Annotated in this window: 22 protein-coding genes; 16 read left to right on the top strand and 6 right to left on the bottom strand. The window is 68.0% G+C overall.

The features are described 5' to 3' along the window. Window positions 1-2 precede the first annotated feature (2 nt). The 3 genes from BLT45_RS12900 to fusA form a co-directional block, all read right to left on the bottom strand. Window positions 3-644: a tellurite resistance TerB family protein gene (locus BLT45_RS12900; protein WP_093300633.1), complete on the bottom strand. Its 642-nt coding sequence runs from the start codon at window positions 642-644 to the stop codon at window positions 3-5. 138 nt (window positions 645-782) lie between these two features. Further along, a complete protein-coding gene (locus BLT45_RS12895; RefSeq protein WP_093300630.1) occupies window positions 783-1,181 on the bottom strand; it encodes an HU family DNA-binding protein in 399 nt (132 codons plus the stop codon). 247 nt (window positions 1,182-1,428) lie between these two features. Next, complete coding sequence (gene fusA / locus BLT45_RS12890; RefSeq protein WP_093300626.1) at window positions 1,429-3,474, bottom strand: elongation factor G; 2,046 nt, start codon at window positions 3,472-3,474, stop codon at window positions 1,429-1,431. 204 nt (window positions 3,475-3,678) lie between these two features. Between fusA and BLT45_RS12885 the strand changes: the two genes are divergently transcribed. From BLT45_RS12885 to BLT45_RS12870, 4 genes are all read left to right on the top strand, one after another. Next, on the top strand, window positions 3,679-4,113 hold the full coding sequence (locus tag BLT45_RS12885) for an OsmC family protein (protein ID WP_093300623.1): 435 nt from the start codon (window positions 3,679-3,681) through the stop codon (window positions 4,111-4,113). Then, window positions 4,110-4,805 (top strand): alpha/beta fold hydrolase, encoded by a 696-nt coding sequence (locus BLT45_RS12880; RefSeq protein WP_175455844.1) that lies wholly within the window; start codon window positions 4,110-4,112, stop codon window positions 4,803-4,805. Before BLT45_RS12885 ends, BLT45_RS12880 begins: the two co-directional genes overlap by 4 nt. Window positions 4,806-4,875: 70 nt before the next feature. Beyond that, on the top strand, window positions 4,876-5,568 hold the full coding sequence (locus BLT45_RS12875) for a glycine zipper 2TM domain-containing protein (RefSeq protein ID WP_093300620.1): 693 nt from the start codon (window positions 4,876-4,878) through the stop codon (window positions 5,566-5,568). 158 nt (window positions 5,569-5,726) lie between these two features. Further along, window positions 5,727-7,394: an amidohydrolase gene (locus BLT45_RS12870; RefSeq protein WP_254771884.1), complete on the top strand. Its 1,668-nt coding sequence runs from the start codon at window positions 5,727-5,729 to the stop codon at window positions 7,392-7,394. Window positions 7,395-7,506: 112 nt separating this feature from the next. Here the strand turns inward: BLT45_RS12870 and BLT45_RS12865 are convergent, their stop codons facing one another. Then, a complete protein-coding gene (locus tag BLT45_RS12865; RefSeq protein ID WP_093300614.1) occupies window positions 7,507-8,385 on the bottom strand; it encodes a PhzF family phenazine biosynthesis protein in 879 nt (292 codons plus the stop codon). 185 nt (window positions 8,386-8,570) lie between these two features. Between BLT45_RS12865 and BLT45_RS12860 the strand changes: the two genes are divergently transcribed. The 5 genes from BLT45_RS12860 (at window position 8,571) to BLT45_RS12840 (ending at window position 15,252) form a co-directional block, all read left to right on the top strand. Further along, entirely contained in the window at window positions 8,571-11,201 is a 2,631-nt protein-coding gene (locus BLT45_RS12860) for a bifunctional aspartate kinase/diaminopimelate decarboxylase (protein WP_093300611.1), read from the top strand. Further along, window positions 11,185-11,661 (top strand): glycosyltransferase 87 family protein, encoded by a 477-nt coding sequence (locus BLT45_RS12855; protein ID WP_093300608.1) that lies wholly within the window; start codon window positions 11,185-11,187, stop codon window positions 11,659-11,661. The genes BLT45_RS12860 and BLT45_RS12855 overlap by 17 nt, the downstream gene beginning before the upstream one ends. Next, entirely contained in the window at window positions 11,658-13,013 is a 1,356-nt protein-coding gene (murL, locus tag BLT45_RS12850) for a UDP-N-acetyl-alpha-D-muramoyl-L-alanyl-L-glutamate epimerase (protein ID WP_093300604.1), read from the top strand. The genes BLT45_RS12855 and murL overlap by 4 nt, the downstream gene beginning before the upstream one ends. Further along, window positions 12,994-14,397: a UDP-N-acetylmuramoyl-L-alanine--D-glutamate ligase gene (gene murD / locus BLT45_RS12845; protein WP_093300601.1), complete on the top strand. Its 1,404-nt coding sequence runs from the start codon at window positions 12,994-12,996 to the stop codon at window positions 14,395-14,397. The genes murL and murD overlap by 20 nt, the downstream gene beginning before the upstream one ends. Window positions 14,398-14,469: 72 nt before the next feature. Continuing rightward, window positions 14,470-15,252, top strand: a complete 783-nt coding sequence (locus BLT45_RS12840; RefSeq protein WP_093300598.1) for a dienelactone hydrolase family protein — start codon at window positions 14,470-14,472, stop codon at window positions 15,250-15,252. A gap of 16 nt (window positions 15,253-15,268) precedes the next feature. Here the strand turns inward: BLT45_RS12840 and BLT45_RS12835 are convergent, their stop codons facing one another. Beyond that, a complete protein-coding gene (locus BLT45_RS12835) occupies window positions 15,269-16,267 on the bottom strand; it encodes a polyprenyl synthetase family protein (RefSeq protein WP_093300595.1) in 999 nt (332 codons plus the stop codon). Between the two features lie 153 nt (window positions 16,268-16,420). Here BLT45_RS12835 and ssb point away from each other — a divergent pair, with 153 nt between their 5' ends. The 5 genes from ssb to rfbD are packed head-to-tail and all read left to right on the top strand — an operon-like array spanning window position 16,421 to window position 20,358. Next, window positions 16,421-16,912, top strand: coding sequence for a single-stranded DNA-binding protein (gene ssb / locus BLT45_RS12830; protein ID WP_093300594.1), 492 nt, complete (start codon window positions 16,421-16,423; stop codon window positions 16,910-16,912). Window positions 16,913-16,966: 54 nt separating this feature from the next. Continuing rightward, window positions 16,967-18,022, top strand: coding sequence for a dTDP-glucose 4,6-dehydratase (rfbB, locus tag BLT45_RS12825; RefSeq protein ID WP_093300591.1), 1,056 nt, complete (start codon window positions 16,967-16,969; stop codon window positions 18,020-18,022). A 10-nt stretch (window positions 18,023-18,032) separates the two neighbouring features. After that, window positions 18,033-18,920, top strand: coding sequence for a glucose-1-phosphate thymidylyltransferase RfbA (gene rfbA / locus BLT45_RS12820; RefSeq protein WP_093302036.1), 888 nt, complete (start codon window positions 18,033-18,035; stop codon window positions 18,918-18,920). Then, window positions 18,917-19,474 carry a dTDP-4-dehydrorhamnose 3,5-epimerase gene (rfbC, locus tag BLT45_RS12815; protein WP_093300588.1) on the top strand — a complete coding sequence of 186 codons (558 nt, stop codon included), beginning with the start codon at window positions 18,917-18,919 and terminating at the stop codon, window positions 19,472-19,474. Before rfbA ends, rfbC begins: the two co-directional genes overlap by 4 nt. Then, window positions 19,471-20,358, top strand: a complete 888-nt coding sequence (gene rfbD, locus BLT45_RS12810; protein ID WP_093300585.1) for a dTDP-4-dehydrorhamnose reductase — start codon at window positions 19,471-19,473, stop codon at window positions 20,356-20,358. Before rfbC ends, rfbD begins: the two co-directional genes overlap by 4 nt. Before the next feature lie 54 nt (window positions 20,359-20,412). Here the strand turns inward: rfbD and BLT45_RS12805 are convergent, their stop codons facing one another. Further along, window positions 20,413-22,224 carry a peptide MFS transporter gene (locus BLT45_RS12805; protein WP_254771883.1) on the bottom strand — a complete coding sequence of 604 codons (1,812 nt, stop codon included), beginning with the start codon at window positions 22,222-22,224 and terminating at the stop codon, window positions 20,413-20,415. Window positions 22,225-22,345: 121 nt separating this feature from the next. Between BLT45_RS12805 and BLT45_RS12800 the strand changes: the two genes are divergently transcribed. Together BLT45_RS12800 and BLT45_RS12795 are read left to right on the top strand one after the other, a co-directional pair. Continuing rightward, the gene (locus BLT45_RS12800) at window positions 22,346-24,334 is read left to right on the top strand and encodes an OPT family oligopeptide transporter (protein ID WP_093300582.1); all 1,989 of its coding nucleotides are present in this window, start codon (window positions 22,346-22,348) and stop codon (window positions 24,332-24,334) included. A gap of 92 nt (window positions 24,335-24,426) precedes the next feature. Next, window positions 24,427-26,496: a S9 family peptidase gene (locus tag BLT45_RS12795; protein WP_093300579.1), complete on the top strand. Its 2,070-nt coding sequence runs from the start codon at window positions 24,427-24,429 to the stop codon at window positions 26,494-26,496. Window positions 26,497-26,502 lie beyond the last annotated feature (6 nt).

Raw genomic sequence — 26,502 nt, 5'->3', positions numbered from 1 at the left:
GATCAGGGCAGCGGGGGCGGCTGCGGCTGGGCCAGCTGGCGTTCCAGCTGCGCCTTCAGCGACGGATCCAGGCGCAGCTGTTTCGCCAGTTCGTCCAGGTAGGCGCGTTCCATGAGGTTCTGGTCGTCCACCACCATCAGGCTGGCCAGGTACATCTCCGAGGCGATTTCCGGCGTGCTGCCGGCGCGCGCGACTTCCGACGGGTCCAGCGGCTTCTCGAGTTCGGCGTGCAGCCACTGCTGCAGTTCGCCATCGGTGCCCAGGCGCGAGAACTCGCCTTCGATCACTTCGCGTTCGCGCGTATCGATATGGCCATCGGCCTTCGCCGCGGCGACCAGCGCTTTCAGGATCGCCTGGCTGTGCAGTTCGGCCTGCGGCGGCGGCAGGCGGTCCACGGTCTGCGGACCGGCACCGGCGGCGAAACCGCCTTGCTGTTGCTTGTAGTCGTTGTAGGCGCGGTAGGCCATCACCCCGATCGCCGCCAGTCCGCCGTAGGTGGCCAGCTTGCGCGAGGTCTTGTTCTTGCCGAGCAGCAGGCCGAGTGCGCCCCCGGTGATCGCGCCCTTGCCGAAATCGGCGTTGAGCACGCTGCCGTTGCCGCTGGAGGATTTGAGCAGATGGTCGAGGAAACCCTGGATCTTCATGCGTGGCGCACCTTGCGTTGGGGACCAAGCAGAGTATCTGCGGGCGATGACGGTCGTTCGCAAGCGTGACTTACGGCACGCCCAAAAAAATCGGGACGGCATGGCCGTCCCGATTCTGTGCAACCTGGCGCGCGCCTATCAGGCGGCAGCGTCCTTCAGCTTCTTCAGCGGGCGCACCTTCACCTTCACCGAGGCGGGCTTGGCGGCGAACCACTGCTCTTCCTTGGTGAACGGGTTGATGCCCTTACGCTTCGGCTTGGCAGCCACGTTGACGGCGCTGATCTTCAGCAGGCCCGGCAGCGTGAAGGAGCCAGCGCCCTTCTTGCTGATGGAGGCGTGGACGGCGCTTTCCAGCGAGGCCAGCACAGCGCGGACGTCCTTGGCGGCGACGGCGGTCGCTTCGGCGATGTGGGCGACGAGGCCCGACTTGCTCAGCGCTTCCTTGATCGGCTTCGGCGCGGCCGGCTTGGCGGCGGCCTTCGGTGCAGCTTTCTTGGCGGCCTTTTTCGGCGCGGCCTTCTTGGTGCTCTTTGCCATGTGTCCTGTCTCTACGGTCGAGTGGTTGGGTAATCGGGCCGATCGCATCGGCAAGCGAAATGTAGGGCAAACACTTCGCGCCGCCAAGAGCGGAAGGGCACCAAACGCGGCTTTTTTTCGGTTTTTTTGCGATTCGGTGCCCGAAGCGGCTCAAATCACCGCGTGGAATGCCCTTATGCCCGGCGCGGGTGCGTGCCGGAGGCGGCATCCGGCGCGCGTCCGCGACCGGATGCCGCACCTGCACAACTCACTCTTCGTCGTGCCGGGGCTTGTAGGCCTCGACCAGTTTCTGCTGGACGTTCGGCGGCACCGGCTCGTAGTGGCTGAAGTCCAGGCTGTAGCGTCCCTGTCCTGCGGTCATCGACTTCAGTTCGGCCGCGTAGCCGTCCAGTTCGGCCAGGGGTACCTGCGCCTTCACCACGATCTCGCCACGCATCGCGTCGGTACCGTTGATCCGCGCGCGCTTGCCCGCCAGGCCTCCGGTGACGTCGCCGACCTGCGCTTCCGGCACCGCGACCTCCAGGTCCACGACCGGCTCGAGCACCTGCGGGCGCGCCTTCGCGATGGCGTCGAGGAAGGCTTTCTTGCCGGCGGCGACGAACGCCACCTCCTTGCTGTCGACCGGATGGTGCTTGCCGTCGTAGACGGTCACGCGCACGTCCTGGATCGGATAGCCGGCCAGCGCACCGGCGCCCAATGCCTGGCGCACGCCCTTCTCGACGGCCGGCATGAACTGCCCCGGGATCGTGCCGCCCTTCACTTCGTCGGCGAACTGGAACCCGACGCCGCGTGGCAGCGGCTCGACCCGCAGGAACACTTCACCGAACTGCCCCGCGCCGCCGGTCTGCTTCTTGTGCCGATGATGGCCCTCGGCCTTCGCGCCGATGGTTTCGCGGTAGGCGATGCGGGGCGGGCGCGTCTTCACCTCCACGCCATGCCGCTCCTTCAGGCGTTCCAGCATCACCCGCAGGTGCAGGTCGGAGAGGCCGCGGATGACGGTCTCGTTCAACTCCGGCTGGTGGTCGACGACGAAGGCGGGGTCCTCTTCCGTCAGCTTGTGCAGCGCCGTGGACAGCTTCTGCTCCTGCCCCTTGCTGGCGGCTTCGATCGCCAGGCCGAACATCGGCTTGGGGAAATCGATCGGCGCCAGGTGGATGTGGTCCTCGTCGTGGCTGTCGTGGAGCACGGCATCGAAATGAAGGTCGTCCACCTTCGCGACCGCGGCGATGTCGCCTGGGATGGCCTGGTCGACTTCCACATGGTCCTTGCCCTTGAGCTTGAACAGGTGGCCGACCTTGAACGGCTTCTTGCCGTCGTCGACGAACAGCTGGGTGTCCTTCTTCAGCGTGCCCTGGTACACCCGGAAGATGCCCAGCTTGCCGACGAACGGATCGTTGACGATCTTGAAGACGTCCGCGATGACGTGCGCCCGAGGATCCGGCACCGCCTCGATGGCCTGCGGGCCGCTGCCATTGAGTTTCATGAAGGGCGGCGGGTTGGCCTCGGCCGGATTCGGGAACAGGCGCTCGGCCACGTCCAGCAGTTCCTTTACGCCGATGCCGGTGCGGGCCGAGGCGAAGCACACGGGCACCAGGTGGCCCTCGCGCAGGCACTGTTCGAAGGCGTCGTGCAGTTCTTCGCCGGACAGGCCGCCTTCGCCCAGGTCGAGGTAGTGCTCCATCACCGTCTCGTTGATCTCCACCACCTGGTCGATGATCTTCTGGTGCCACTCGCCGACATCACCGAGATCGGAGGTGCCCGTGGATTGCCAGAAACAGTCCACGACCGCCTTGCCGCCATCGGCGGGCAGGTTGAGCGGCAGTACTTCCGCGCCGAACTCCTCGCGCAGCGCGGCGAGCACGCCGGCGCAGTCCGCGCCTTCGTGGTCGATCTTGTTGATGACGATGGCGCGGCACAGGTTGCGTTGCGCGGCGCGGTCCATCAGCCGGCGGGTGCCGTGGGCGACGCCGCTGTCGGCATCGACCACGATCAGCGCCGTTTCCACCGCGGAGAACGCCGACAACGCGGGACCGCGGAATTCCGGGTAGCCGGGCGTGTCGATCAGGTTGACGTGCATGCCGCCGTGGTCGGTGCTGGCGATGGCGGTGTCGATGGAATGCCCACGGGTCTTTTCCATCGGGTCGTGGTCCGACACCGTAGTGCCGCGTTCGATGGTGCCTGCCACCTGGAGGGCGCCGCCGGCATGCAGCAGGGCTTCGAACAACGTTGTTTTGCCGGCGCCGGGGTGGCCTGCCAGGGCCACGTTGCGGATCTGTTGTGTGCTGTACGACATGAGGCCGTTCCTCCCGTAGGTTGGGTCGAAGGGCCGTCATGGCTGTCCGGGCTGAGCGCGTCCCGTGAGCGTGGCGCTCGGCGGGCGGTCATGGCGGGCGGCCAGCATCCGCGCGCGCGGGGGAGGGGTCAAGTCGCACTGCGGTACATGGCGTGAACATCCGGCGGTGTACCCTGCGCTTCCCCTGACCCGAGGAGCACGACCATGGCTTTGAAGCGTTACGCGGATGCGGTGTGGGCTGGCGACCTGCAGTCCGGCAAGGGCACGTTGAGCACGCCGCAGAGCGGCCTGTTCGAAGGGCAGAACTATTCGTTCAAGACCCGCTTCGGCGACGAGAAGGGCACCAATCCGGAAGAACTGCTGGCGGTCGCCCACGCGGGCTGCTTCACCATGGCGCTGTCGGCGGTGCTGGGCAAGGCGGGCTTCACCCCCGACAAGCTGCAGACGCGTGCCGAAGCGACGATGGAGCCGGGCATGGATCCGGGGCCGACGATCACCGCGATCAAGCTGACCGTCTCGGCGAGCGTGCCGGGGATCAGCGCGGCGCAGTTCGAGGAGATCGCCCAGCAGGCCAAGGCCGGCTGCGTGATTTCGCGCGCGCTGTCGGTGCCGGTGTCGCTGGAAGCGACCCTGCTTTGACGGCGACGCGGGCCGCGCTGCTCGTGCATGGCGCGGGCGGCGGCGGCTGGGAGTGGAACCTCTGGCGCGGCGTGTTCGAGGCGGCGGGCTACCGCGTGGAAGCCCCCGACCTCATGCCGGCCCCTGCGGGGCTGTCCGCTACCCGGTTCGGGGACTACCAGGCCCAGGTCGGCGACGCGCTGGCCGCGTTGCCACGACCTCGTGTGCTGGTCGGCGCCAGCCTGGGAGGCTTGCTCGCCCTTGGGGCCGCCGCCGACGTCGATGCCATGGTGCTGGTGAATCCGCTGCCGCCGGCGCCATGGCATGCGGACATGCCGGCGCGCGACTGGCCTGAGGTGGTGCACTGGCGACGCGATGCGCGTTTGACCGGCACGCGCCGGGCCATGCCCGACGCGGATGACGCGACGGCGCTGTTCGCGTTCCGCCACTGGCGCGACGAATCCGGTGCCGTCCTGCGCGAGGCCCAGCGCGGTGTCGCGGTGGCGCGCCCCGCATGCCCGGTGCTGTGCATGGTGTCCGACCAGGACGACGATGTGCCGCCTGCGATCACGCGGGCGATGGCTGAGGCCTGGGGTGCGGACGTGCTGCAAACGCTTTCAGCGTCGCATGTCGGGCCGCTGCTCGGACGCGACGCCGCCGGCATCGCCGCGCAAGCTGTCGAATGGCTAAACCGGGCGGTGAAACCCGGCTGAGTTCAGCCATGTTTCACCCGCATCGGCTGAGCATGCCTGCACGCCAATCCGGCGTGGGGGAGTACCCGACATGAAGCGTCTGACCGCCACCGTGCTGGCCATCGGCCTGCTCGCCTCTGGCGCGGCCTCCGCGCAGTCCACGCGTTACTACGGCACCACGGACCGCTATGGCGACGAACCCCATTACGACTACGCGCGGGTCGTGCGCGTGGATCCCATCATCGACAACGGCTACGGCCGCTACGGCAACACCAGCGCCAGCCAGCGTTGCTATTACCGCGACGCCGATGACGTGTATGCGCGCGATGTCGACGGCGATGGCTACCGCAACGACGGCTATCGCGACGACCGCTACGGCGATGACGGCTACTACGGCGACCGCCGTTATCAAAACCGTAGCAGCGAATCCGGCCGTACCGTCGCCACGGTGATCGGCGGTATCGCTGGCGCGGTGCTGGGCAGCAAGGTCGGCGACGGCAGTGGCCGCTATGTAGGCACCGCGGTGGGTTCGATGGTCGGCGGCATGGCCGGGCGTTCGATCTACGACAGCGCGCAGCGCGAGCGCACCGTGCAGCGGGGACAGGTCCGTGTCTGCGATCCCGTCCCCGCCGGCAATGGTCGCTACGGCGACGACTACTACGGCGATGGTCGGGTGAACGGCTATGACGTGACCTACGAGTACGGCAATCGCACCTACCACACGCGCACCGACCATCATCCCGGCGACCGCATCCGCATCCGCGTGGACGTCCGCCCGGAGTGAGCATCGTTCCGTTTTTTTGCGGACGCAGCGTCGCAGGACAGGGGTATGCCGCAACCGAGGGGCCGCAAGGCCCCTCTTTTTGTTGCCGCGCGCGTAGCCACCGCGCATAGTCGCGCCGGTGACTCACACGGGAGCAGGGCATGCGGCGTCTGGTGAGGATGGCACGGTATGAATGGGGGGGCGTCGCGATGGCGCTCGCGCTGGCGGGTTCTGCGCAGGCGCAGGTCCATGTCCTGACGGCAGGACGCGTGCATACCTCCGATCCAGCGCGCCCGGTCGCTGGGGCGATCGCCTGGGATGCCCAGGGCCGGATCCTCGCCGTCGGCGAGGCGGCTGAACTGCACGCCCGCTATCCCGATGCGCGCCGCGTGGATGCGCCCGGCAAGACCGTCGTCCCCGGCCTGATCGATGCGCACGGACACGTCATGGGCCTGGGGTACGCACTGATGCGCGCGGACCTGGTGGATGCCCGCGACAAGGAGGAAGTCATCGCCCGCCTGCGCGAGTACGAGAAACAATTGCCTCCCAGCGCGTGGCTCCTGGGCAGCGGCTGGGACCAGAACGACTGGCCGGAAAAGACCTTTCCCACCGCCGCCGATCTGGACGCCGCCTTCCCCGATCGGCCGGTGTGGCTGGAGCGCGTGGATGGCCACGCGGGCTGGGCCAACAGCGCCGCGCTTCGCGCGGCCTCGACGCGGGCATCCCGCGCGCTGGAGGGCGATTGGCAGCCCGAGGGCGGACGCATCGAGCGCACGGACGGGCGGCCCAGCGGCGTGTTCGTCGATGCGGCGATGGTGCTGGTCAATGCCGTGGTGCCCGCGCCCGATGACGCGTATCGCCGCCAGGCGCTGGAGAAAGCCACGCAGGCCGCCGTGCGCAACGGACTGACCGGCGTGCACGACATGGGCGTCTCGCGCGAAGACCTCGCGTTGATGAAGCAGTTCGCCGATGAGGGGCGCTTGCCGCTGCGTATCGATACCTACGCCGATGGCGACGGCGCCGCACTGGCGGACCTGTGCGCGCACGGCGTGTATCGCCACGTCGGCGGACGCCTGCAGATGCGTGGGGTGAAGTTGTATGCCGACGGCGCGCTGGGCAGTCGTGGTGCCGCCTTGCTCGAGGACTACAGCGACGATCCTGGCAACCGCGGCTTGCTGGTGACCGAGCCGGCCGCGCTCGAAGCGGCGATGCGCACGGCGCGAGGGTGCGGCGTGCAGGTGGCGACGCACGCCATCGGCGACCGCGGCAACCGGTTGGTGCTGGACGCCTACGCGCGCGTGCTGGGCGATGCGGCGAAGACCGACCACCGCTGGCGCATCGAACACGCGCAGGTCGTCGCGCCGGAGGAGTTCCCGCGCTTCGCCGCGCTGGGTGTGATCGCCTCGATGCAGCCCACGCACGCCACCTCGGACATGCCGTGGGCGCAGGACCGGCTGGGCCCGATGCGTATCCGTGGCGCCTATGCCTGGCAGCGACTGCAGGCCAGCGGCGCGAAGCTGGCGCTGGGCTCGGATTTTCCGGTGGAATCGGTGGATCCGCGCCGCGGCCTGCACGCAGCCGTGACGCGCCAGGACGGACACGACGCGCCGGCTGGCGGGTGGATGCCGGACCAGCGCCTCAGCGCGGCCGAAGCGCTGCGCGGCTTCACCGCCGATGCCGCCTGGGCCGGCCATGACGAAGGCGAGGTGGGGCGGCTTGCCACGGGCCTGCGCGCAGATTTCGTCGTGCTCGACGAAGATCCCCTGGCCATTCCCGGCGAGCAGCTCGACGCGCTGCACGTGCGCTCGACCTGGGTGGACGGGAAACCCGTCTACGAGGCCGAATAAGCCGGCCTGTGGGAGCGACGTCAGTCGCGAAAAGCGGACTCGACTGGATCTGACGGGAAGACGTCTGTGGAAAGCGATCGCGACTGACGTCGCTCCCACAAGACCTCGAGCGTCACCAGTCGATCTGGCCCGTCACGATCGTGCGCACGTGGCCGCCGGACCAGACATCGCCGGCGGCGTCCACGCGCAGTTGCAGGCGGGCGTCGTAACCCACTTCCCGGCCCTGGCTGACGATGTAGCGGCCGTCGCGGCCGGGCAGGGCATCACGTGATTTCAGCCACGCGGCCAGCGTGGCGTTCGCCGCACCGGACGCCGCGTCTTCGAACGCCGCCGGTGCCCCGACGAAGGCACGCACCGCCAGGTCGTAGTCGCGGCCCGGCGTGCGGGCATACGCGCACACGCCCATGCTCTCGGTCGCCCGGGCGAGGGCACCGATGGCGTCCCAGTCCGGCGTGGCGCCACGCAGGCGGGCCTCATCGCTGACCTCGGCCAGCCACCAGCGGCGACCGCCATCGACCAGGGCGGGCGGCAGCGTGCCGGCAGGCAACGGGACAAGGGCGGCGCCGAGCAGCGCATCGCCCTCGGGATCGCCTTCCTTCACCACCGTCGCGCGTGGGGTGCGCACCGCGATTGTGCGGTCGGCGCCTTCGCCGTCGACCCGCAGCGGCAGCACGCCGGCCACGCCTTCCTGCATCAGCAGGCCATCCACCGGGGCGGCCAGGCCCGCGTCCAACACCACGTGCGCAGTGCCGACGCTGGGGTGGCCGGCGAAGGGTACTTCCCGGCGCGGACTGAACATGCGCACGGCATAGCTCGCGCCCGGCTGGCTGGGAGCGAACACGAAGGTGGTTTCCGGCAGGCGCGTCCAGCGGGCGATGGCTTGCATGGCGGCGTCATCGAGGCCGGCGGCGTCGAGGACGACGGCTAGCGGGTTGCCGGCGCCGGGCCGGTCGGCGAACACGTCCAGCTGGACGTAGCGGCGGAGGGTCATGGAGGCAGGTCGCGTGGGGGCCGCGCAGCTTACCAAGTCGGGGACCAGGCTACGCAGGCGAAGCCCCGTGCCCGTGTCGCACGGTCGTTCGTTGCATGCGGTACGGTCCGGTCGTGTGCGGGGGCTTGGGCTAGAATCGACGGTTCACGCCCGAAGGGTTCGGGCATCCCTCCCCGATTCTATCCATGCCCTCTGCCACCCCCGCGTCTGATCGTTGGATCGTCCTCAAGTTCGGCGGCACCTCGGTGTCGCGTCGCCATCGCTGGAACACGATCGGCAAACTGGCGAAACAGCGGGCGGACGAACAGGGCGCGCGCGTGCTGGTGGTGGTGTCGGCGCTGTCCGGCGTCACCAACGAGCTGACGGCGATTGCCGACGGCGCTGCCGACAGTGCCGAACGCGTGGCGAAGCTGGAGCAGCGCCACCGCGAGTTCCTCACCGAATTGGAGCTGGACGCCGACGCGGTGCTGGGCGACCGCCTTGCGGCGCTGCGCAACCTGCTGACCGATCCGCGTGCGGCGAGCCGCGCGCTGGACTGGCAGGCCGAGGTGCTCGGCCAGGGCGAGCTGCTGTCGTCCACGCTCGGTGCGGCCTACCTGCGCACGCAGGGCCTGGATTTCGGCTGGGTCGATGCGCGGCACTGGCTGCAGGCGAACTTCCTGCCCAACCAGAGCGCGTGGGCGCAGCGCCTCTCGGTGTCGTGCAACACCGCGCCGGACCAGGACTGGCGCCGCGCGTTCGCGGGCCAGCCTGCCGCGCTGCTGCTGACGCAAGGTTTCATCTCGCGGCATGCGGATGGCGGCACCGCCATCCTCGGTCGCGGCGGCTCGGACACCTCCGCCGCGTATTTCGGCGCGCTGCTCGGCGCGCAGCGCGTGGAGATCTGGACCGACGTACCCGGCATGTTCAGTGCGAATCCGCGCGAGGTGCCGGATGCGCGCCTGCTGACGCGCCTGGATTACTACGAAGCGCAGGAAATCGCGACCACCGGCGCGAAGGTGTTGCATCCGCGTTCGATCAAGCCGTGCCGTGATGCCGGCGTGGCGATGGCGATCCTCGATACCGAGCGCCCGGAACTGCCGGGCACGACGATCGACGGCAACGCGGTGACGGTGCCCGGCGTGAAGGCGGTCAGCCGCCGCAACGGCATCGTGCTGGTGTCGATGGAAGGCATCGGCATGTGGCAGCAGGTCGGCTTCCTCGCCGACGTGTTCGCGCGCTTCAAGAAGCACGGGCTGTCGGTGGACCTGATTGGTTCGTCGGAGACCAACGTTACCGTCTCGCTGGATCCCAGCGAGAATCTGGTCAGCACCGACGTGCTCGCTGCGCTGTCGGCCGATCTGGCCGAGATCTGCCGGGTGAAGGTGATCGCGCCGTGTACGGCCATCACCCTGGTCGGCCGTGGCATGCGCTCGCTGCTGCACAAGCTGTCCGATGTATGGGCGATGTTCGGCCGCGAGCGCGTGCACCTGATCTCGCAGTCGTCGAACGACCTCAACCTGACCTTCGTGATCGACGAAGCCGACGCCGACGGCATGCTGCCGCTGCTGCACGAAGCGCTCATCGAGAGCGGCGCCATGCCGACCGACGAGGCCAGCGTGTTCGGCCCCAGCTGGCGCGAGATCAACGGCGCCGTGCGCCACCGCGGCGTGCGCTGGTGGAGCGCGCCGGCCGCACGCGAACGCCTGCTTGCGCTGGCGCAGGAAGGTACGCCGCGCTACGTGTACAACGTGGACATCGTCCGCGCTCGGGCCCGTGCGCTGGCCGCCATCACGGCCGTCGATCATCGTTTCTTTGCCATCAAGGCCAATTCGCATCCCGCCATCCTGCGGGCGCTGGTGGAAGAGGGCTTCGGCCTGGAGTGCGTGTCGCGCGGTGAACTGGAACGTGTGTTCGAGACCGTGCCCGCGCTGTCGATGGAGCGCGTGCTGTTCACCCCGAGCTTCGCGCCGCGCGAGGAATACGCGTTCGCGCTGGAGCGCGGCATCAACGTCACTCTCGACAACGTCGAAGCGCTGCAGCAGTGGCCCGAGGTGTTCCGCGGTCGCCGCCTGTGGCTGCGCGTAGACCTGGGACGCGGCGACGGCCACCACGACAAGGTGAAGACCGGTGGCAAAACCTCCAAGTTCGGCTTGCCGCTGGCGAAGCTGGACGCGTTCCTCGCCGCGGCGCGTGCGGTGGACGTGCGCATCGTCGGCCTGCATGCGCACCTGGGCAGCGGCGTGGAGAGCGCCCAGCACTGGAACCAGATCGCCGACGAACTCGGCGGCCTGGCCGACCAGATCGGCACCATCGAGACGATAGACATCGGCGGTGGCCTGCCGATTCCCTATGCCGAAGGCGACGAGCCGTTCGACCTGGCCGCATGGGGCGAAGGCCTGGCGGCGATCAAGGCCGCTTACCCGGCGTACCAACTGGTGATCGAGCCCGGTCGCTATCTGGTGGCCGAATCCGGCGCGCTGCTGGCGCGTGTGACCCAGGTGGTGGAGAAGCTGGGCATCCGCCGCGTCGGCAGCGATGCCGGCATGCACACGCTGGTGCGGCCCGCGCTGTACGACGCGTGGCACGACGTCGCCAACCTGTCGCGCCTGGACGACGCGGAACAGGAGCCGTTCGACGTGGTGGGCCCGATCTGCGAGTCCAGCGACATCTTCGGCAAGCGCCGCAAGCTGCCGTCGGCGACGGCCGAGGGCGACGTGCTGCTGTTCTCCGATGCCGGCGCCTACGGGTTCGTGATGGCCAGCCATTACAACCTGCGGGGCTTGCCGGCAGAGGATGTGATTGAATCGGGCGCGGACCATGAAGCCGCGCGCTGAGCTCGTCCTGGCCAGTGGCGTGCTCGCGTTCGCGCTGGCAATGGCCGCGCTCGTGTTCGTGGGCGACCCCGAGCGTGTGCTCAGCAGTGAGGGCGCAATGAGTATCCTGGCGTTCGCGCTGCCTGCGGCTCTGTCCGCGGCGCTGGCGGCATGGGTGCTGGGATTGAAAGAGCGGCGAGCACGGACCGAGAACCGGGCTTGGCGACCCGGAGGCATGACGCTACGAGTGGTGGCATCGTCATTTCTGATGTACGCCATCCTGTCGACCTTCGCCATGCTTGCGCTCGCTTCTTTCGAGGACTATTCCTTGCTTCGGATGCTGCGAGAAGCCGCCACGTTCGCAGGGCTCGTGCTGGGTTTCGCGATCGTGCTCGGCGCCGTCCCCGCCTTTGTCCTTGAATATTTTGTTTGCCGTCGCTATTTGCGGCGGGTCGCTGTCGCCATTTCGGGTACCGCATGAGTAATTTCGACAAATCCAGCATCCGCACCTTCCGTTTCGTCCGCTGCGCTTTCGACGCGGAGAGCGGTGTCGCGCGGTTGGTGTACGCCTTCGACGACGGCCCGGAGCTGACCGAGACCGTGACGATCCCCGGCGCGCCGTTCGCGCTGGACGCCACGCGCGCGCAGGCCGTCGAGCAGGCGGTGCGCCTGCTGCACCTGATCACCGGCGTCAGCTACTACAAGGCCGCCGTGCCGAACGAGATCCGCATCGACGGCTACGCCATCGATGCTGCTACCGCCGTGCTGATGGAGCAGGTGTACGTGCACGGGCTGGGCGAGTTCGCGTACCGGAATGGCCTGAGCCTGCACGGCCGCGTGCGCTTCCCGGTCGGTGCCCAGGCGCCGTCGGCCGCGCCGGCGGCGGGGCTGCGCGAGCACGCACTGGTCGCCATCGGTGGCGGCAAGGATTCGCTGGTCAGCATCGAGGCGCTGCGTGGCGCCGGCATCGAGCAGACCGTCACCTGGATCGGCGGCTCGCAGCTGATCGCCGCCTGCGCCGCCCGCACCGGCCTGCCGACGCTCAACATCGGTCGCGCGCTGGCGCCGGAGCTGTTCGAATACAACCGGCAGGGCGCGTGGAACGGCCACATCCCGGTGACTGCCATCAACTCGGCGATCATGGTGCTGGCGGCGTTGCTGCAGGGCGTCGACCAGGTCGTGTTCTCCAACGAACGCTCGGCCAGCTACGGCAGCATGATTCCCGGCACCGGCGAGGTGAACCACCAGTGGTCGAAGGGCTGGGCGTTCGAGCGCGCGTTCGGTGCGCACGTGCAGTCGCACGTGGCCGCGGACCTGCAGTACTACTCGCTGCTGCGACCGCTGTCGGAACTGGCGGTGGCGCGGCAGTTCGCCCGCACCGATCACTACGACGCGCATTTCTCCAGCTGCAACCGCAATTTCCACCTGCTGGGCGAGCGCCCGACCAACCGCTGGTGCGGCGTGTGCCCGAAGTGCCACTTCGTATTCCTGGCGCTGGCGCCGTTCATGCCCAAGCCGCGCCTGGTGGGCATCTTCGGCCGTAACCTGCTCGACGACGCGAACCAGACCGGTGGCTTCGACGCGCTGCTGGAATACCAGGACCACAAGCCGTTCGAATGCGTCGGCGAAGGCCAGGAGTCGCGTGCGGCGATGGCCACGCTGGGCGACCGGCCGGAGTGGCGCGAGGACGTGATCGTCGCGCGCTTCAACCGCGAGATCCGGCCGCAGCTCGATGCCTCGGAACTGGTGGTAGCGCCATTGCTGGAGATCGGTGGCGAACACCGCATCCCCGCCGCGCTGTGGGAGCGCCTGCGTGCGAATTTCGCAGCTTGAGGGCCGGCGTGTCGCACTGTGGGGCTGGGGACGCGAAGGTCGCGCCGCCCACCACTCGGTGCGCGAACGCCTGCCGTCGCTGCCGCTGACGCTGTTCTGCAACGAACAGGAAGCCGCGGACGCCGCGGCGCTGGGCGATCCGCACCTCGCGGTGGAGACCGAGGCGACAGCCGCGCGGCTGTCGGCGTTCGAGATCGTCATCAAGTCGCCGGGCATCAGCCCGAACACCCCCGTGGCGGTCGCCGCAACCGAGGCGGGCACCCGTTTCATCGGCGGCACCGGCCTATGGTTCGGCGAACACGCCGGCGACGATGGCGTGGTGGCGCATACGTTCTGCGTCACCGGCACCAAGGGGAAGAGCACGACCACCTCGCTGCTGGCACACCTGCTGCGCGCGGCCGGAAAGCGAACGGTGCTGGCCGGCAACATCGGCCTGCCGATGCTGGAAGTGCTGGACCCGCAGCCGGCGCCGGACGAGTGGGCGATCGAACTGTCCAGCTACCAGACCGGCGATGTTGCGGCCAGTGGCGCACACCCGGATGTGGCGATCGTGCTGAACCTGTTTCCCGAACACCTGGACTGGCACGGCAGCGAGGCGCGCTACATCGAGGACAAGCTGAAGCTCGTCACCGCCGCGCGTCCCCGCATCGCCGTGCTCAACGCGGCCGATCCGCGTCTGGCCGCGCTCGAGCTGCCGCATAGCGATGTGCGCTGGTTCAACCGTGCCGACGGCTGGCACCTGCGCGAGGACGACCTGTACCGCGGCGACGTGTTCGTGATGGACACCCGTCCACTGCCGCTGCCCGGGCGCCACAACCGCAGCAACCTGTGCGCCGTGCTGACGGCGCTCGAAGCGCGCGGCATCGATGCGTTGCCGCTGGCCGCGCATGCGCAGTCGTTCCGCCCGCTGCCCAACCGCCTGCAGGCGATGGGTACACGCGATGGCATCACCTGGGTCAACGATTCGATCAGCACCACGCCGCACGCCACGCTGGCCGCGCTCGAGTGTTTCGCCGGTCGCCGCATCGCGCTGCTGGTCGGCGGCCACGACCGGGGCGTGGACTGGTCCGATTTCGCGGCGCACATGCGCCACGATGCGCCGGCCACGATCATCACGATGGGTGCCAACGGCCCGCGCATCCACGCGTTGCTCGCACCCGTGGCCCGCGAGGGCGGCTTCTCATTGATCGCCGTGGAGACGTTGCCGGAAGCGACAGCGGCCGCGCGCGAGGCGCTGGGCGACGACGGCGTCGTCCTGCTCTCGCCGGGTGCGCCCAGCTTCGGTCAGTACCGCGACTACGTGGCACGCGGCCGGCATTTCGCCGAACTCGCCGGCTTCGATCCGGACGCCATCACCTCGATTCCCGGTCTGGGTACCGGTTGAGGCGGACGCCTCGTCAGATCGCGTGAACATGGCGCGCGTACACTCGAGGGCCACCCCTGAGGAGGACGCACGATGCGCCGCATGTTGCTGTTGCCCTGCCTGCTGTCCCTGCTGTGGTCGCCCCTGCTGCTGGCCGCGCCCGTAGCCAAGCCCGTGGAATGGAAGATCGGCGGGGATACGTTCGCCGGCGTGCTCGTCTACGACGATGCGGTGAAACAACCGCGTCCTGGCCTGGTGATGGTGCCCAACTGGAAGGGCGTGAACGAATCCGCGATCGAGAAGGCGCGCCTGGTCGCCGGCGACGACTACGTGGTGTTGGTGGCCGACGTGTACGGCAAGAGCATCCGGCCGAAGACCGACGCGGAAGCGGGCCCGGTCGCCACCGCCATGCGTGCCGATCGACCGAAGTTGCGTGCCCGTGTGCAGAAGGCCGTCGAGGTACTGAAGCAGCAGCCGGGGACTCTGGTGGACGCTGCGCGCATCGGTGCGTTCGGCTACTGCTTCGGCGGCAGCACGGTACTGGAACTCGTCCGCGCCGGCGATGCGTTGTCGGGCGTCGTCAGCCTGCATGGCGGGCTCGCCACCGATCTGCCGGCGGCCGGGCCGGTGAAGTCGCCGGTGCTGGTGCTCAATGGTGGCGACGACAGCTACGTGTCCGCAGCGGAAATCACCGCCTTCCAGGACGAGATGCGCAAGGCCGGCGCCGACTGGCAGTTCGTCAGTTTCGGCGGCGCGGTGCACTGCTTCGCCGAATCCGATGCGCAGAATCCGCCGGGCTGCGTGTACCACGCGCCATCGGCGAAGCGGGCTTACCGGATGATGGCGGACTTTTTCCGGGACGCATTCGCCCGGTGACTACGCGCGGGCACGCTCAGTGCCCGCGTTCCACCGCGTAGCGCGCTAGGCCGCGCAGGGCGGCGAGCGCGTCGGATTCCGGCAGGTCGTCCAGCGCCTGCTCGGCCAGCGTCGCGTAGTGATGGGCACGTTCGCGGCTGTAGTCCAGGCCGCCGGTCGCGCGGATCGCCGCCAGCACCTCGGGCATGGCGTCTGCTTCGCCGGCCTGCACGATGGCGCGCAGGCGGTCCGCGATGCCGGTTTCCGAATGGCGGATGGCGTGGATCAGCGGCAATGTCGCCTTGCCTTCGGCTAGGTCGTCGCCCAGGTTCTTGCCCAGCGCGTCCGCATCGGCCGTGTAGTCGAGCACGTCGTCCGCGATCTGGAAGGCATACCCCAGCGCCATGCCGTAGTCGTAGAGGCGACGCTGGGTGACGGCATCGGCGCCCGAGGCCAGCGCCCCCAACTGGGTGCCCGCCGCGAACAGCACGGCGGTCTTGCGTTCGATCACGCGCAGGTAGGCTGCTTCGTCCGTATCCGGGTTATGGACATGCAGCAACTGCAGCACCTCGCCCTCGGCGATCCGATTGGTGGTATCGGCCAGCAGGCGCATCACGTCCATGCGGTCCAGCTCCACCATCAACTGGAAGCTGCGCGAGTACAGGAAGTCGCCGACCAGCACGCTGGGCGCGTTGCCCCACAGGGCATTGGCCGTGCTGCGGCCGCGGCGCAGGTCGGACTCGTCCACCACGTCGTCATGCAGCAGCGTGGAGGTATGGATGAACTCGATGATGGCCGCCAGCTGGTGGTGGTCTGGCGTGGCCGGTCCGCAGGCCAGCCCGGCCAGGACGACCAGCATCGGCCGCAGGCGCTTGCCGCCCGCCGAGATGATGTGGTCGGCGATCTGGTTGATCAGGACCACGTCGGAGGCCAGCCGGGCGCGGATCAGGGCGTCGACGGCCCCCATGTCGGCGCCGGCGAGCGACTGGATGTCGGCCAGGCCGAGCGCGGGGCGGGGGGATTCGACGACGGCCATGGGGGCATGATTCGGGAAGTCGCTGAATTATAGGCGTTACATGGCGGAGATTTCCTACGCCGGGCCGCGGCGGCGGCCGACGGTGGGGGCCTGCCGGGTATACTCCACTGGTCTTTGCCCGCGCTCGGTGGGCATCCCTGAACGGATATCGATATGGCCCGCGGCATCAATAAAGTCATCCTGGTCGGCAACCTCGGCAACGACCCCGAAACCCGCTACACCCAGGGCGGCATGGCGATCACCCGGATCAGCCTGGCGACGACGAGCGTGCGCAAGGACAAGGACGGCAACCAGCAGGAGCGCACCGAATGGCACCGCGTGGTGTTCTTCGGCAAGCTCGGCGAGATCGCCGGCGAATACCTGCGCAAGGGCAGCTCGGTGTACGTCGAGGGCTCGATCCGCTACGACAAGTACACCGGCCAGGATGGGCAGGAGAAATATTCCACCGATATCATCGCCGACGAGATGCAGATGCTCGGCGGTCGCGAGGGTGGCGGCGGCGGCGGCGGCGGCGATCGCCCGGCCCGCGCGCCGCGCCAGGACTACGGCAACCAGGGCGGCGGCCAGGCGCAGCGTCGTCAAGCGCCGGCGCCGCAGCAGGCACCGCCGATGGACGATTTCGCGGACGACGACATTCCGTTCTGAAGCGCGCCGTTACACCGCAGTTTGCAGTCAACACTATTCGACAGGAGCAGTAGCGTGCCGACATGGCTGGTCACCGGCGGAGCCGGTTTCATCGGGGGTAATTTCGTCCTGCGCGCGGTGGCGCGTGGCGTGAAGGTCGTCAACCTGGACGCGCTGACATACGCGGGCAACCGGGACACGCTGGCCTCGGTCCACGAAAACCCGCTGCATGTCTTCGTCGAGGGGGACATCGGGGACCGTGCGCTGGTTGCCGCGCTGCTGGCCGAGCACCGTCCGGATGCGGTGGTGAATTTCGCGGCCGAGAGCCACGTGGACCGTTCGATCGATGGGCCTTCGGCGTTCATCCAGACCAACGTCGTCGGCACGCTGGGATTGCTGGAGTCCGTGCGCGACTACTGGAAAGCGCTGGAGGGCGCCGCGCGCGACCAGTTCCGCTTCCTGCACGTGTCCACCGATGAGGTCTACGGTTCGCTGGGCGACACCGGCAAGTTCACCGAGACCACGCCTTACGCGCCCAATTCACCTTATTCCGCGTCGAAAGCGGCTTCCGATCATCTGGTGCGCGCTTTCCACCATACGTACGGCCTGCCGGTCCTGACCACTAACTGCTCGAATAACTACGGCCCCTATCATTTCCCGGAAAAGCTCATTCCGCTGATCATCGCGCGGGCGCTCGCCGGGGAGCCGCTGCCGGTATACGGCGACGGCAAGAACGTCCGCGACTGGCTGTTCGTAGGCGACCATTGCCAGGCCATCCGCACCGTGCTCGAGAAGGGACGGGTCGGCGAGACGTACAACGTGGGCGGCAATGCCGAAAAGCAGAATCTCGAAGTCGTCCACGCGATCTGCGCGCTGCTCGACGCACGCGTACCGCGCGCTGACGGCCAGCCGCGCACTAGCCAGATCACCTTCGTGGCGGATCGGCCGGGCCATGACCGCCGTTATGCGATCGATGCGTCCAAGCTGCGCGACGAGCTGGGCTGGGAGCCGGAATACACCTTCGATCAAGGCATCGCAGAGACGGTGGACTGGTACCTCGCCAACCAGGACTGGGTCAACCGCGTACTGGACGGCAGCTACCGTCTCGAGCGCATCGGGACGGCCGCCTGAGATGACCACCATGACGACGCGCAAGGGCATCATCCTGGCGGGCGGTTCGGGCACGCGCCTGTATCCGTTGACGCAGGCGATCAGCAAGCAGCTGCTGCCGGTTTACGACAAGCCCATGATCTATTACCCGCTCAGCGTGCTGATGCTGGCGGGTATCCGCGAAGTACTGGTGATCAACACGCCGCATGAGCAGGCCTTGTTCAAGGCATTGCTGGGCGATGGGTCGCAGTGGGGCATGGACATCCAGTACGCGGTCCAGCCAAGCCCGGATGGATTGGCGCAGGCCTACCTGATCGGTAGGGACTTCGTCGCTGGCCAGCCGAGTTGCCTGGTGCTGGGTGACAACATCTTCTACGGTCACGGGTTCACCGAACAGTTGCGGCGTGCCGATGCGCGCGGCGAGGGCGCCACTGTATTCGGTTATTGGGTGAACGATCCCGAGCGCTATGGTGTCGCCGAATTCGACGCCGAGGGGCGCGTGGTTGGTATTGAAGAGAAACCGGCGAATCCGCGTTCGAACTACGCTGTGACCGGCCTGTATTTCTACGATGGGAAGGCCAGCGATTACGCCTCGGAACTGAAGCCGTCTCCGCGTGGCGAGCTTGAGATCACCGATCTCAATCGCCGTTATCTGGAGGAGGGCGCACTGCATCTGGAGCCGCTGGGGCGCGGGCATGCATGGCTGGATACGGGAACGCATCAGTCGTTGCTCGAGGCATCCAACTTCATCGAGACCATCGAGGCGCGCCAGGGTCTGCGTGTATGTTGTCCAGAGGAAATCGCGTTCGGTAACGGCTGGATCGATGCCGCACAGGTCGAACGGCTTGCCGCGCCACTGGCGAAGAACGGCTATGGCCAGTACCTGCTGTCGCTGGCATCGCGCGGAGTCGTGCGGTGAAGGTGATCGAGACGTCACTGCCGGGATGCGTCGTGATCGAGCCTGCGGTCTTCGGCGACGAGCGTGGGTTCTTCTTCGAAACCTGGAACGCGGAACGCTACGGCCAGCATGGGCTGCCGACGGCGTTCGTCCAGAGCAACGTGTCGTCCTCGGCGCGTGGCGTGCTGCGCGGCCTGCATTACCAGTGGCCGAATCCCCAAGGCAAGCTGGTCAGCGTGCTCGAAGGCGAAGTCTATGACGTCGCCGTGGACATCCGCCGTGGTTCGCCCACCTTCGGGCAATGGGCGGCGGTCATGCTGAGCGCCGAGAACAAGCGGCAGTTCTGGATTCCCGAAGGGTTCGCCCATGGCTTCGCCGTGGTCTCCGAACGCGCGGTATTCAGCTATTTGTGCACGGCCGGCTACGACAAGGCGGCCGATGCGGGCGTGCACTGGAATGATCCTGCGATTGGTATCGACTGGCCGGTGACCGATCCGCAATTGTCGGCCAAGGATGCCGTCGCGCCGTTGCTGGCGGACGTGGTGCCGGAGCGACTGCCGACCTACACGCCATGAAGATCTTGGTATTGGGGGGCAACGGGCAGGTCGGTCATGCATTGAGGCGCAGCCTGGCGCCGCTGGGTGACGTGGTCGTCACCACGCGATCCGGTGAGCTGCCCGATGGGGGGCGGTGCGAAGTGGCCGATTTTGACGCGCCTGCATCCCTGGCCGAGCTGGTCGAACGGGTGGCGCCTAACGCGATCATCAATGCGGCCGCCTACACGGCAGTCGACAAGGCCGAGGACGACGCAGACGCGGCATTCCGGGCCAATGCCGAAGCCCCGGGTGTGTTGGCTCGGGCAAGTGCCGCGCGGGGCATTCCGTTCGTGCACTACTCGACCGACTATGTCTTCGACGGCCAAGGCACGCGTCCGTACCGCGAGGACGACGCGACCGCACCTCTGGGCGTCTACGGCACCAGCAAGCTGGCTGGCGAAGATGCGATCCGCTCGGCCGGTGGTCGCCACCTGATCCTGCGCACCGCATGGGTGTACGGCCAGCACGGCCACAACTTCATGAAGACGATGCTGCGGCTCGGCGCGGATCGCGACGAATTGCGCGTCGTCGCCGACCAGGTGGGAACACCCACGCCGGCGGTCCTGATCGCGGACGTGACCGCGGAGCTGCTGCGTCTGCAGGATGAGCCGTCGGGAACGTTCCACCTTACGCCCCGAGGCGAGACGAGTTGGCATGGTTTCGCCGAAGCCATTTTCGAAGAGGCGGCGGCACGCGGACTGATCGCGCGTGCACCCAAGGTGCTTCCCATCGCCACGGCCGACTACCCCACGCGCGCGCAGCGACCCGGTTATTCCTGCTTGGATATCGGGAAGCTCGAGCAGGCACTTGGCCACCCACTTCCGGAGTGGCGTGTAGGCTTGCAACAGGTGCTTGGCGGCTGATCCGCCTCCCGTTCAGCGCCGCAAGGGCCGGACGGTGATCGTCGGTCGTGCGGCTCAGTCCGCGGCGCGCATCGCGCGCCGCAACCAGGGCGAGGCCAGCAGCGCGACCGCGGCGCAGCCCAGGCCGATCCACATCATCAGCCAGAACAGGTCGGCGTAACCCGACGCGGCGCTCGCGATGTCGAATGCCGGGTCGTCCGGCATCTCCACCGCCGCGAGCTTGCCGAACTGGGCGGCCAGTGTTTCCGAGAACGCGGTGGCCAGCAGCCACATGCCCATCATCGAGCTCACCACGCGCGGCACCGACAGTTCGGTGACGGCGGCCAGGCTGACCGGTGCCAGGCACATCTCGCCGATCTCCAGCAGCAGGTAGGCCAGCACCAGCCACCACACGCTGGCGACCACGCCGGTGGCGCCCACCTGCTGCGCGGCCAATGCCAGCGGGATGAAAGAGAGGCCGCCGAACAGCAGGCCTAGCGCGCCCTTCAGCGGCTTGGATGGATCGCGGCCGCGGCGCGCCAGTGCCGCCCAAAGCCAGGCGAACACCGGCGCCAGCACCACCAGGAACAATGCGCCGAGGTAGGTGAGCGAGCCCGCCGTCTGCTGCAGCACCAACGAGTCGCGCAACACCAGCACGACCATCAGCGCCGCACTGCCGAGGAACAACGCGCGCGGCGGGCCGGGGCGCGCGCTGCGCTCCGACCAGTGCGATGCGATCACGAACGACAACGGCATCGCGACAAGCGCCCAGGTGGACCACGGTGCGCTGCCGATGAAGAGGCCGATGTTCGCCGCCAGGCTGTCCGACCAGACAACCACCGAGGCGGGCTGCACCAGCGACGGGAACAGGTCCTTGGTCAGCATGCGATCGGTGAACATCACCCAGGAGCCATACGTCTGCTCGTACAGGGTGAAGAACACCAGGCACATGAAGATCAGCGCCATCAGCGCCAGCATCTGGCGCCGCTGCATACGCGTGCATTGCGTGGTGATGAACCAGGTGAACCAGGCCAGCACCACGAGCAGCACCAGCAGCATCAGGGCCAGCGCCAGCGAAAACTCGCCACCCAGCGCGAACGCGCCATTCGCGGCCGCCCACATCAGCCAGGCCACGGGCAGCACGCCCAGCGCGGCGCCGAGGTAGATCAGCCACTCCCGCGGAACACCGAGCACGGACGCGCGCAAAGCCGCAGGCGAGGGCGGCTCCGCGTGGCCGTGCAGGTGGCGCTGCCCCCACAGGAACATCGCCAGGCCCAGCAGCATGCCGATGCCGGCGGCGCCGAAGCCGTACTTCCAGCCCAGCGTCTCGCCGAGGTAGCCGCACACCAGCGAGGCGAGCAGGGCACCAAGATTGATGCCGGCGTAGAACAGGCTGAAGCCGCCGTCGCGACGCGGGTCGCCGGCCGGATAAAGCCGGCCGACGATGCCGGTGATGTTGGGCTTGAGGAAGCCGACGCCCATGACGATGAGCGCCAATGACAGGTACATCGTGCGCAGGGCGCCTTCATCCCGGGTGATCACCCCGTTGTCCAGGGTGGCCGCGGCACCCTCCAGCGCCATGCCGGCATGCCCGGCAACCAGCAGCAGGGCGCCGAAGACCACCGCCTTGCGCATGCCCAGCCAACGGTCCGCCAGCACGCCGCCGATCACCGGCACGCAGTAGACCAGGCCGCCGTAGGCGCCGATCAGGTCGTACCCCGCGCCGTCGGCGAACAGGTGGTACTTGGTCAGGTAGAGCAGCAGCAGCGCCTTCATCCCGTAGAAGGAGAAGCGTTCCCACATCTCGGTGAAGAAGCAGACGTAGACGCCCTTGGGATGGCCCAGGAAGTCGTCGCGGCCGGCGGCCACGGGGGCGTGGGGGGTCAAGGGCCGCTCCGGCGGGGATTGGGGGCGGCAGTATAGCGACGGTACCGTACGGCCCGTTCCGGCTGGACTTGCCGGGCAGCGGACGCTAGCGTGTCGGCTTTCCGCAATTCGGGAACATGCAATGAGCTCGCCGGGGACCCCGCAACTTACCTTCCGCGCCGTCGTGCTGGCCATCGTGCTGGCCGTCGTGCTGTCGGCCGCCAACGCCTACCTGGGCCTGTTCGCCGGCCTGACCGTAGCCACCGCCATCCCGGCGGCCGTCGTCTCGATGGGCGTGCTGCGCCTGCTGGGCGGCGGCACGATCCTGGAGAACAACATCGTGCAGACCGGCGCATCGGCCGGTTCGTCGATCGCGGCGGGCGTGATTTTCACGATCCCCGCGCTGATCATCCTGGGCTACTGGCAGGACTTCCAGTACTCCTGGGTGCTGGCGATCGCCGGTCTCGGTGGCCTGCTCGGCGTGCTGTTCTCGGTGCCGCTGCGCCGCTCGATGATCGTCGAGGAGCCGCTGCCGTTCCCCGAAGGCAAGGCCGCGGCCGAAGTGCTGAAGGCCGGCGAGAACCCGGGCCCGGGCCTGAAGATCCTCGCCTTCTCCGCCGCCATCGGCGCGGTGCTCAAGGTGGCCGCGCACAGCGGCATGCGCCTGATCCCGGACACGGCCGCGGGCGCGAGCTTCTTCGGCAAGTACCTCGGCTACATGGGCACCAACCTGTCGCCGGCGCTGCTGGGCGTGGGCTACATCGTCGGCCTGAACATCGGCATCGTGGTGTTGTCGGGCAGCATCCTGTCCTGGCACATCGCCATTCCGCTGTACCACATGTTCTTCATGGGTACCGATCCTGCGCTGGCGCAGAGCGTTGCGGGCGCAGGCGCCGAGGACGTGGCTGGTGCGATCTGGTCCGCGAAGATCCGCTACCTGGGCGTGGGCGCCATGCTGATCGGCGGCGTGTGGACGCTGTTCTCGCTGCGCAAGTCGCTGCTGTCGGGCGTGAAGAGCGGCATTGCTGCCGCGCGCGCGGGCTCGGGCGGCGCCGATGTCGCCGAGACCGAACGCGACCTGCCGATGAAGTGGATGCTGGTGGCGCTGGTGGTGTTCGTGCTGCCGCTGCTGCTGCTGTACCAGGCCATCGTCGGCATGTGGCACGTCAGCATCCCGATGGCGATCATCATGATCGTGGCGGGCTTCCTGTTCGTCTCCGTGTCGGCCTACCTGGCCGGCCTGGTGGGTTCGTCGAACAACCCGGTGTCGGGCATCACCATTGCTACCATCCTGTTCGCCTCGGTCGTGCTGCTGTTGCTGCTCGGCGAAAGCGGACGCATGGCGGTCGGTTCCGGCGGCGCGCCGTTGGGTGCGGTGGCGGCGATCATGATCGGCGCGGTGGTGTGTTGCGCGGCGGCGGTGGGTGGCGACAACCTGCAGGACCTCAAGGCCGGCTATCTGGTCGGCGCCACGCCGTGGAAGCAGCAGCTGATGCTCGGCATCGGCGCATTCTCCTGCGCGCTGATCATGGCGCCGGTGCTGAACATCCTGTCCGAGGCCTACGGCATCGGTGCGCCTACGGCCGAGCATCCGAATCCGCTGTCGGCGCCGCAGGCCACGCTGATGGCATCGGTCGCCAAGGGCCTGTTCGGCGGCGAGCTGCCGTGGGGCATCATCGGCATCGGTGCGGTGATCGGCGCGATCATCATCGCCGTCGACGAAACCCTGAAGGCCAAGGGCAGCAGCTTCCGCGTGCCCGTGCTGGCCGCGGCGATCGGCATCTACCTGCCGCTGGAGCTGATGGTGCCTATCTTCCTCGGCGGCCTGCTGGCTTACCTGGTCGAGAAGCGTCACGGCATGGTCGGCACGAAGGACGAGGAAGCGCGTGATCGGATCCATCGCCCGGGCACGCTCTTCGCGGCGGGCCTGATCACCGGCGAAGCGCTGATGGGCATCGCGGTCGGCATCGCCATCTACGTGTCGAAGGACCGCGATGTGCTCGTGCTGCCGGAGGCCTTCCAGCAGGGCGAGATCGTCGGCCTGGTGATTCTGGCGATCGTGGGCTGGCTGCTGTACCGCACCGGTGCCAAGTCGAAGGCGCTGGGCGACGCCGAGCCTGGCCCCCGTTAAGCCCATGCACGGCGCAAGGGCGTGACTTCACGCCTTTGCGCCGCGGCGCGATTAGCGCCTAACATCGGGGTTTTCCTGTGCCGGAGCCCCGGATGAAGCTCAAGTCCGCCCTGTTGCCCTTCTGCCTGCTGGCGGCCCTGCCGTCGCTGGCCCAAGCGCGTGGCCTCGATGTCCGCGACCTGCAGAAACTGGACCGCGTGTCCTCGCCGGTGCTGTCGCCGGACGGCAGCACCGTGCTGTTCGCCAAGCGCGTGGTCGATGCCGACGTGGTCAAGGCCAGCGGCAGCCTGTGGGTCCGCAACCTGCTGACCCGTGACCTGGCTCCGCCGAAGCGCCTCACGCCCGAAGGCTGGAGCGTCAATTCGCCCGCCTTCTCGCCGGACGGCAAGACGGTGTACTTCCTCAGCGGCAAGTCCGGCATCCAACAGCTGTACTCCCTGCCCCTGGGTGGCGGCGCGCCGCGCCAGCTGACTGCGTTCGCGCTCGACGTCGCCAGCTACAAACTGTCGCCGGACGGCACGCGCGTGCTGTTCAGTACCGACACCTTCGCCGACTGCAAGGCGGATTTCGCGTGCACGCAGAAGAAGCTCGATGCCACGGCGGCCAAGAAGAGCAGCGGCGTGGTCTACGACGGCCTGTTCGTCCGCCACTGGGATACCTGGGCCGACGGCCGCCGCAGCCGCCTGTTCGTGGCCCCGCTGCCCGGTGCCAAGGCCAAGGCGGTGACCACGGCCACCTCGCTGACGGACCGTCTCGATGGCGATGCGCCGTCCAAGCCGTTCGGTGGCGCGGAGGAATACACCTGGTCGCCGGACGGCAACTCGGTGGTGGCCGCCGTGCGCGTGGCGGGCAAGGGCGAAGCCTGGTCGACCAACTTCGACCTGTACAAGATCGCCGCCGACGGCAGCAGCGCACCGGTGAACCTGACCGCGGCGAATCCGGCCTGGGACACCGGCCCAGTGTTCAGCGCCGACGGCAAGACCCTGTACTACCGCGCGATGAAGCGCCCGGGTTTCGAGGCCGACCGCTTCGGCCTGATGGCGATGGACCTGGACAACGGCAAGGTGCGCGAGATCGCCCCCGATTGGGACCGCAGCGCCGAGGGCATCGTGCTCTCGGATGACGGCGAACGGATCTACACCACCGCGCAGGAGATGGGCGAACTCCCGTTGTTCTCGATCGACATCCAGAGCGGCCAGGCGCGCCGGATCGTCGGGGACGGCAGTGTTTCGGCCTTCGACGTGGTCGGCCGTACGCTGGTGCTGTCGCGCAACTCGTTGAAGTCGGGCGACGTGATCTATGCCACCAGCGATGATGCAGGTGCCACGTTGCGCGCCATCACGCCCAGCGCCGATGAGGTGCTGAAAGACGTGTCGTTCGGCGACTTCGAACAGTTCAACTTCAAGGGCTGGAACAACGAGACCGTGCACGGCTACGTGGTCAAGCCGCACGACTACGTCGAAGGCAAGAAGTACCCGGTGGCGTTCCTGATCCACGGTGGCCCGCAGGGCAGCTTCGGCAACGGCTGGAGCTATCGCTGGAACCCGCAGACTTACGCGGGCCAGGGCTATGCCGTGGTGATGATCGATTTCCACGGTTCGACCGGTTACGGCCAGGCCTTCACCGACGCGATCAGCCAGCACTGGGGCGACCGCCCGCTGGAAGACCTGCAGAAGGGTTGGGCGGCGGCACAGAAGCAGTACGCCTTCCTCGACGGCAAGAACGCGTGCGCGCTGGGCGCCAGCTACGGCGGCTACATGATCAACTGGATCGCCGGCAACTGGAACGAGCCGTGGAAGTGCCTGGTCAACCACGACGGCGTGTTCGACATCCGCTCGATGGGCTACGTGACCGAGGAACTGTGGTTCACCGAGTGGGAGAACGGCGGCACGCCCTACGACGTGCCAAAGAACGTCGAGAAGTTCAACCCGGTCAACCACATCGCCAACTGGCGCGTGCCGATGCTGGTCGTGCAGGGCGAGAAGGATTACCGCGTGCCGGTGGACCAGGGCCTGTCCACGTTCACCGCGCTGCAGCGCAAGGGCATCGAATCCAGGCTGCTGTACTTCCCGGACGAGAACCACTGGGTGCTGAAGCCGCAGAACAGCATCCTGTGGCACGACACCGTCAATGCCTGGCTGAAGCAGCACATCGGCCGCTGAGGGGTT

Origin of the sequence: Pseudoxanthomonas sp. CF385 (assembly GCF_900104255.1) — a bacterium.
Classification (GTDB): domain Bacteria; phylum Pseudomonadota; class Gammaproteobacteria; order Xanthomonadales; family Xanthomonadaceae; genus Pseudoxanthomonas_A.
The sequence above is the reverse complement of the archived record's forward strand: the minus strand, read 5'-3'. Positions and strand labels throughout refer to the sequence as shown.

What these genes read in the sequence shown, in the direction of transcription:
- BLT45_RS12870 (WP_254771884.1), top strand. Translation starts at nt 5,727, where the DNA reads ATGGCACGGTATGAATGGGGGGGCGTCGCGATGGCGCTCGCGCTGGCG.
- BLT45_RS12885 (WP_093300623.1), top strand. Translation starts at nt 3,679, where the DNA reads ATGGCTTTGAAGCGTTACGCGGATGCGGTGTGGGCTGGCGACCTGCAG.
- BLT45_RS12860 (WP_093300611.1), top strand. Translation starts at nt 8,571, where the DNA reads ATGCCCTCTGCCACCCCCGCGTCTGATCGTTGGATCGTCCTCAAGTTC.
- BLT45_RS12875 (WP_093300620.1), top strand. Translation starts at nt 4,876, where the DNA reads ATGAAGCGTCTGACCGCCACCGTGCTGGCCATCGGCCTGCTCGCCTCT.
- rfbA (WP_093302036.1), top strand. Translation starts at nt 18,033, where the DNA reads ATGACGACGCGCAAGGGCATCATCCTGGCGGGCGGTTCGGGCACGCGC.
- fusA (WP_093300626.1), bottom strand. Translation starts at nt 3,474, where the DNA reads ATGTCGTACAGCACACAACAGATCCGCAACGTGGCCCTGGCAGGCCAC.
- BLT45_RS12895 (WP_093300630.1), bottom strand. Translation starts at nt 1,181, where the DNA reads ATGGCAAAGAGCACCAAGAAGGCCGCGCCGAAAAAGGCCGCCAAGAAA.
- BLT45_RS12835 (WP_093300595.1), bottom strand. Translation starts at nt 16,267, where the DNA reads ATGGCCGTCGTCGAATCCCCCCGCCCCGCGCTCGGCCTGGCCGACATC.
- ssb (WP_093300594.1), top strand. Translation starts at nt 16,421, where the DNA reads ATGGCCCGCGGCATCAATAAAGTCATCCTGGTCGGCAACCTCGGCAAC.
- BLT45_RS12795 (WP_093300579.1), top strand. Translation starts at nt 24,427, where the DNA reads ATGAAGCTCAAGTCCGCCCTGTTGCCCTTCTGCCTGCTGGCGGCCCTG.
- BLT45_RS12900 (WP_093300633.1), bottom strand. Translation starts at nt 644, where the DNA reads ATGAAGATCCAGGGTTTCCTCGACCATCTGCTCAAATCCTCCAGCGGC.
- BLT45_RS12865 (WP_093300614.1), bottom strand. Translation starts at nt 8,385, where the DNA reads ATGACCCTCCGCCGCTACGTCCAGCTGGACGTGTTCGCCGACCGGCCC.
- murL (WP_093300604.1), top strand. Translation starts at nt 11,658, where the DNA reads ATGAGTAATTTCGACAAATCCAGCATCCGCACCTTCCGTTTCGTCCGC.
- rfbD (WP_093300585.1), top strand. Translation starts at nt 19,471, where the DNA reads ATGAAGATCTTGGTATTGGGGGGCAACGGGCAGGTCGGTCATGCATTG.
- BLT45_RS12855 (WP_093300608.1), top strand. Translation starts at nt 11,185, where the DNA reads ATGAAGCCGCGCGCTGAGCTCGTCCTGGCCAGTGGCGTGCTCGCGTTC.
- BLT45_RS12840 (WP_093300598.1), top strand. Translation starts at nt 14,470, where the DNA reads ATGCGCCGCATGTTGCTGTTGCCCTGCCTGCTGTCCCTGCTGTGGTCG.
- BLT45_RS12800 (WP_093300582.1), top strand. Translation starts at nt 22,346, where the DNA reads ATGAGCTCGCCGGGGACCCCGCAACTTACCTTCCGCGCCGTCGTGCTG.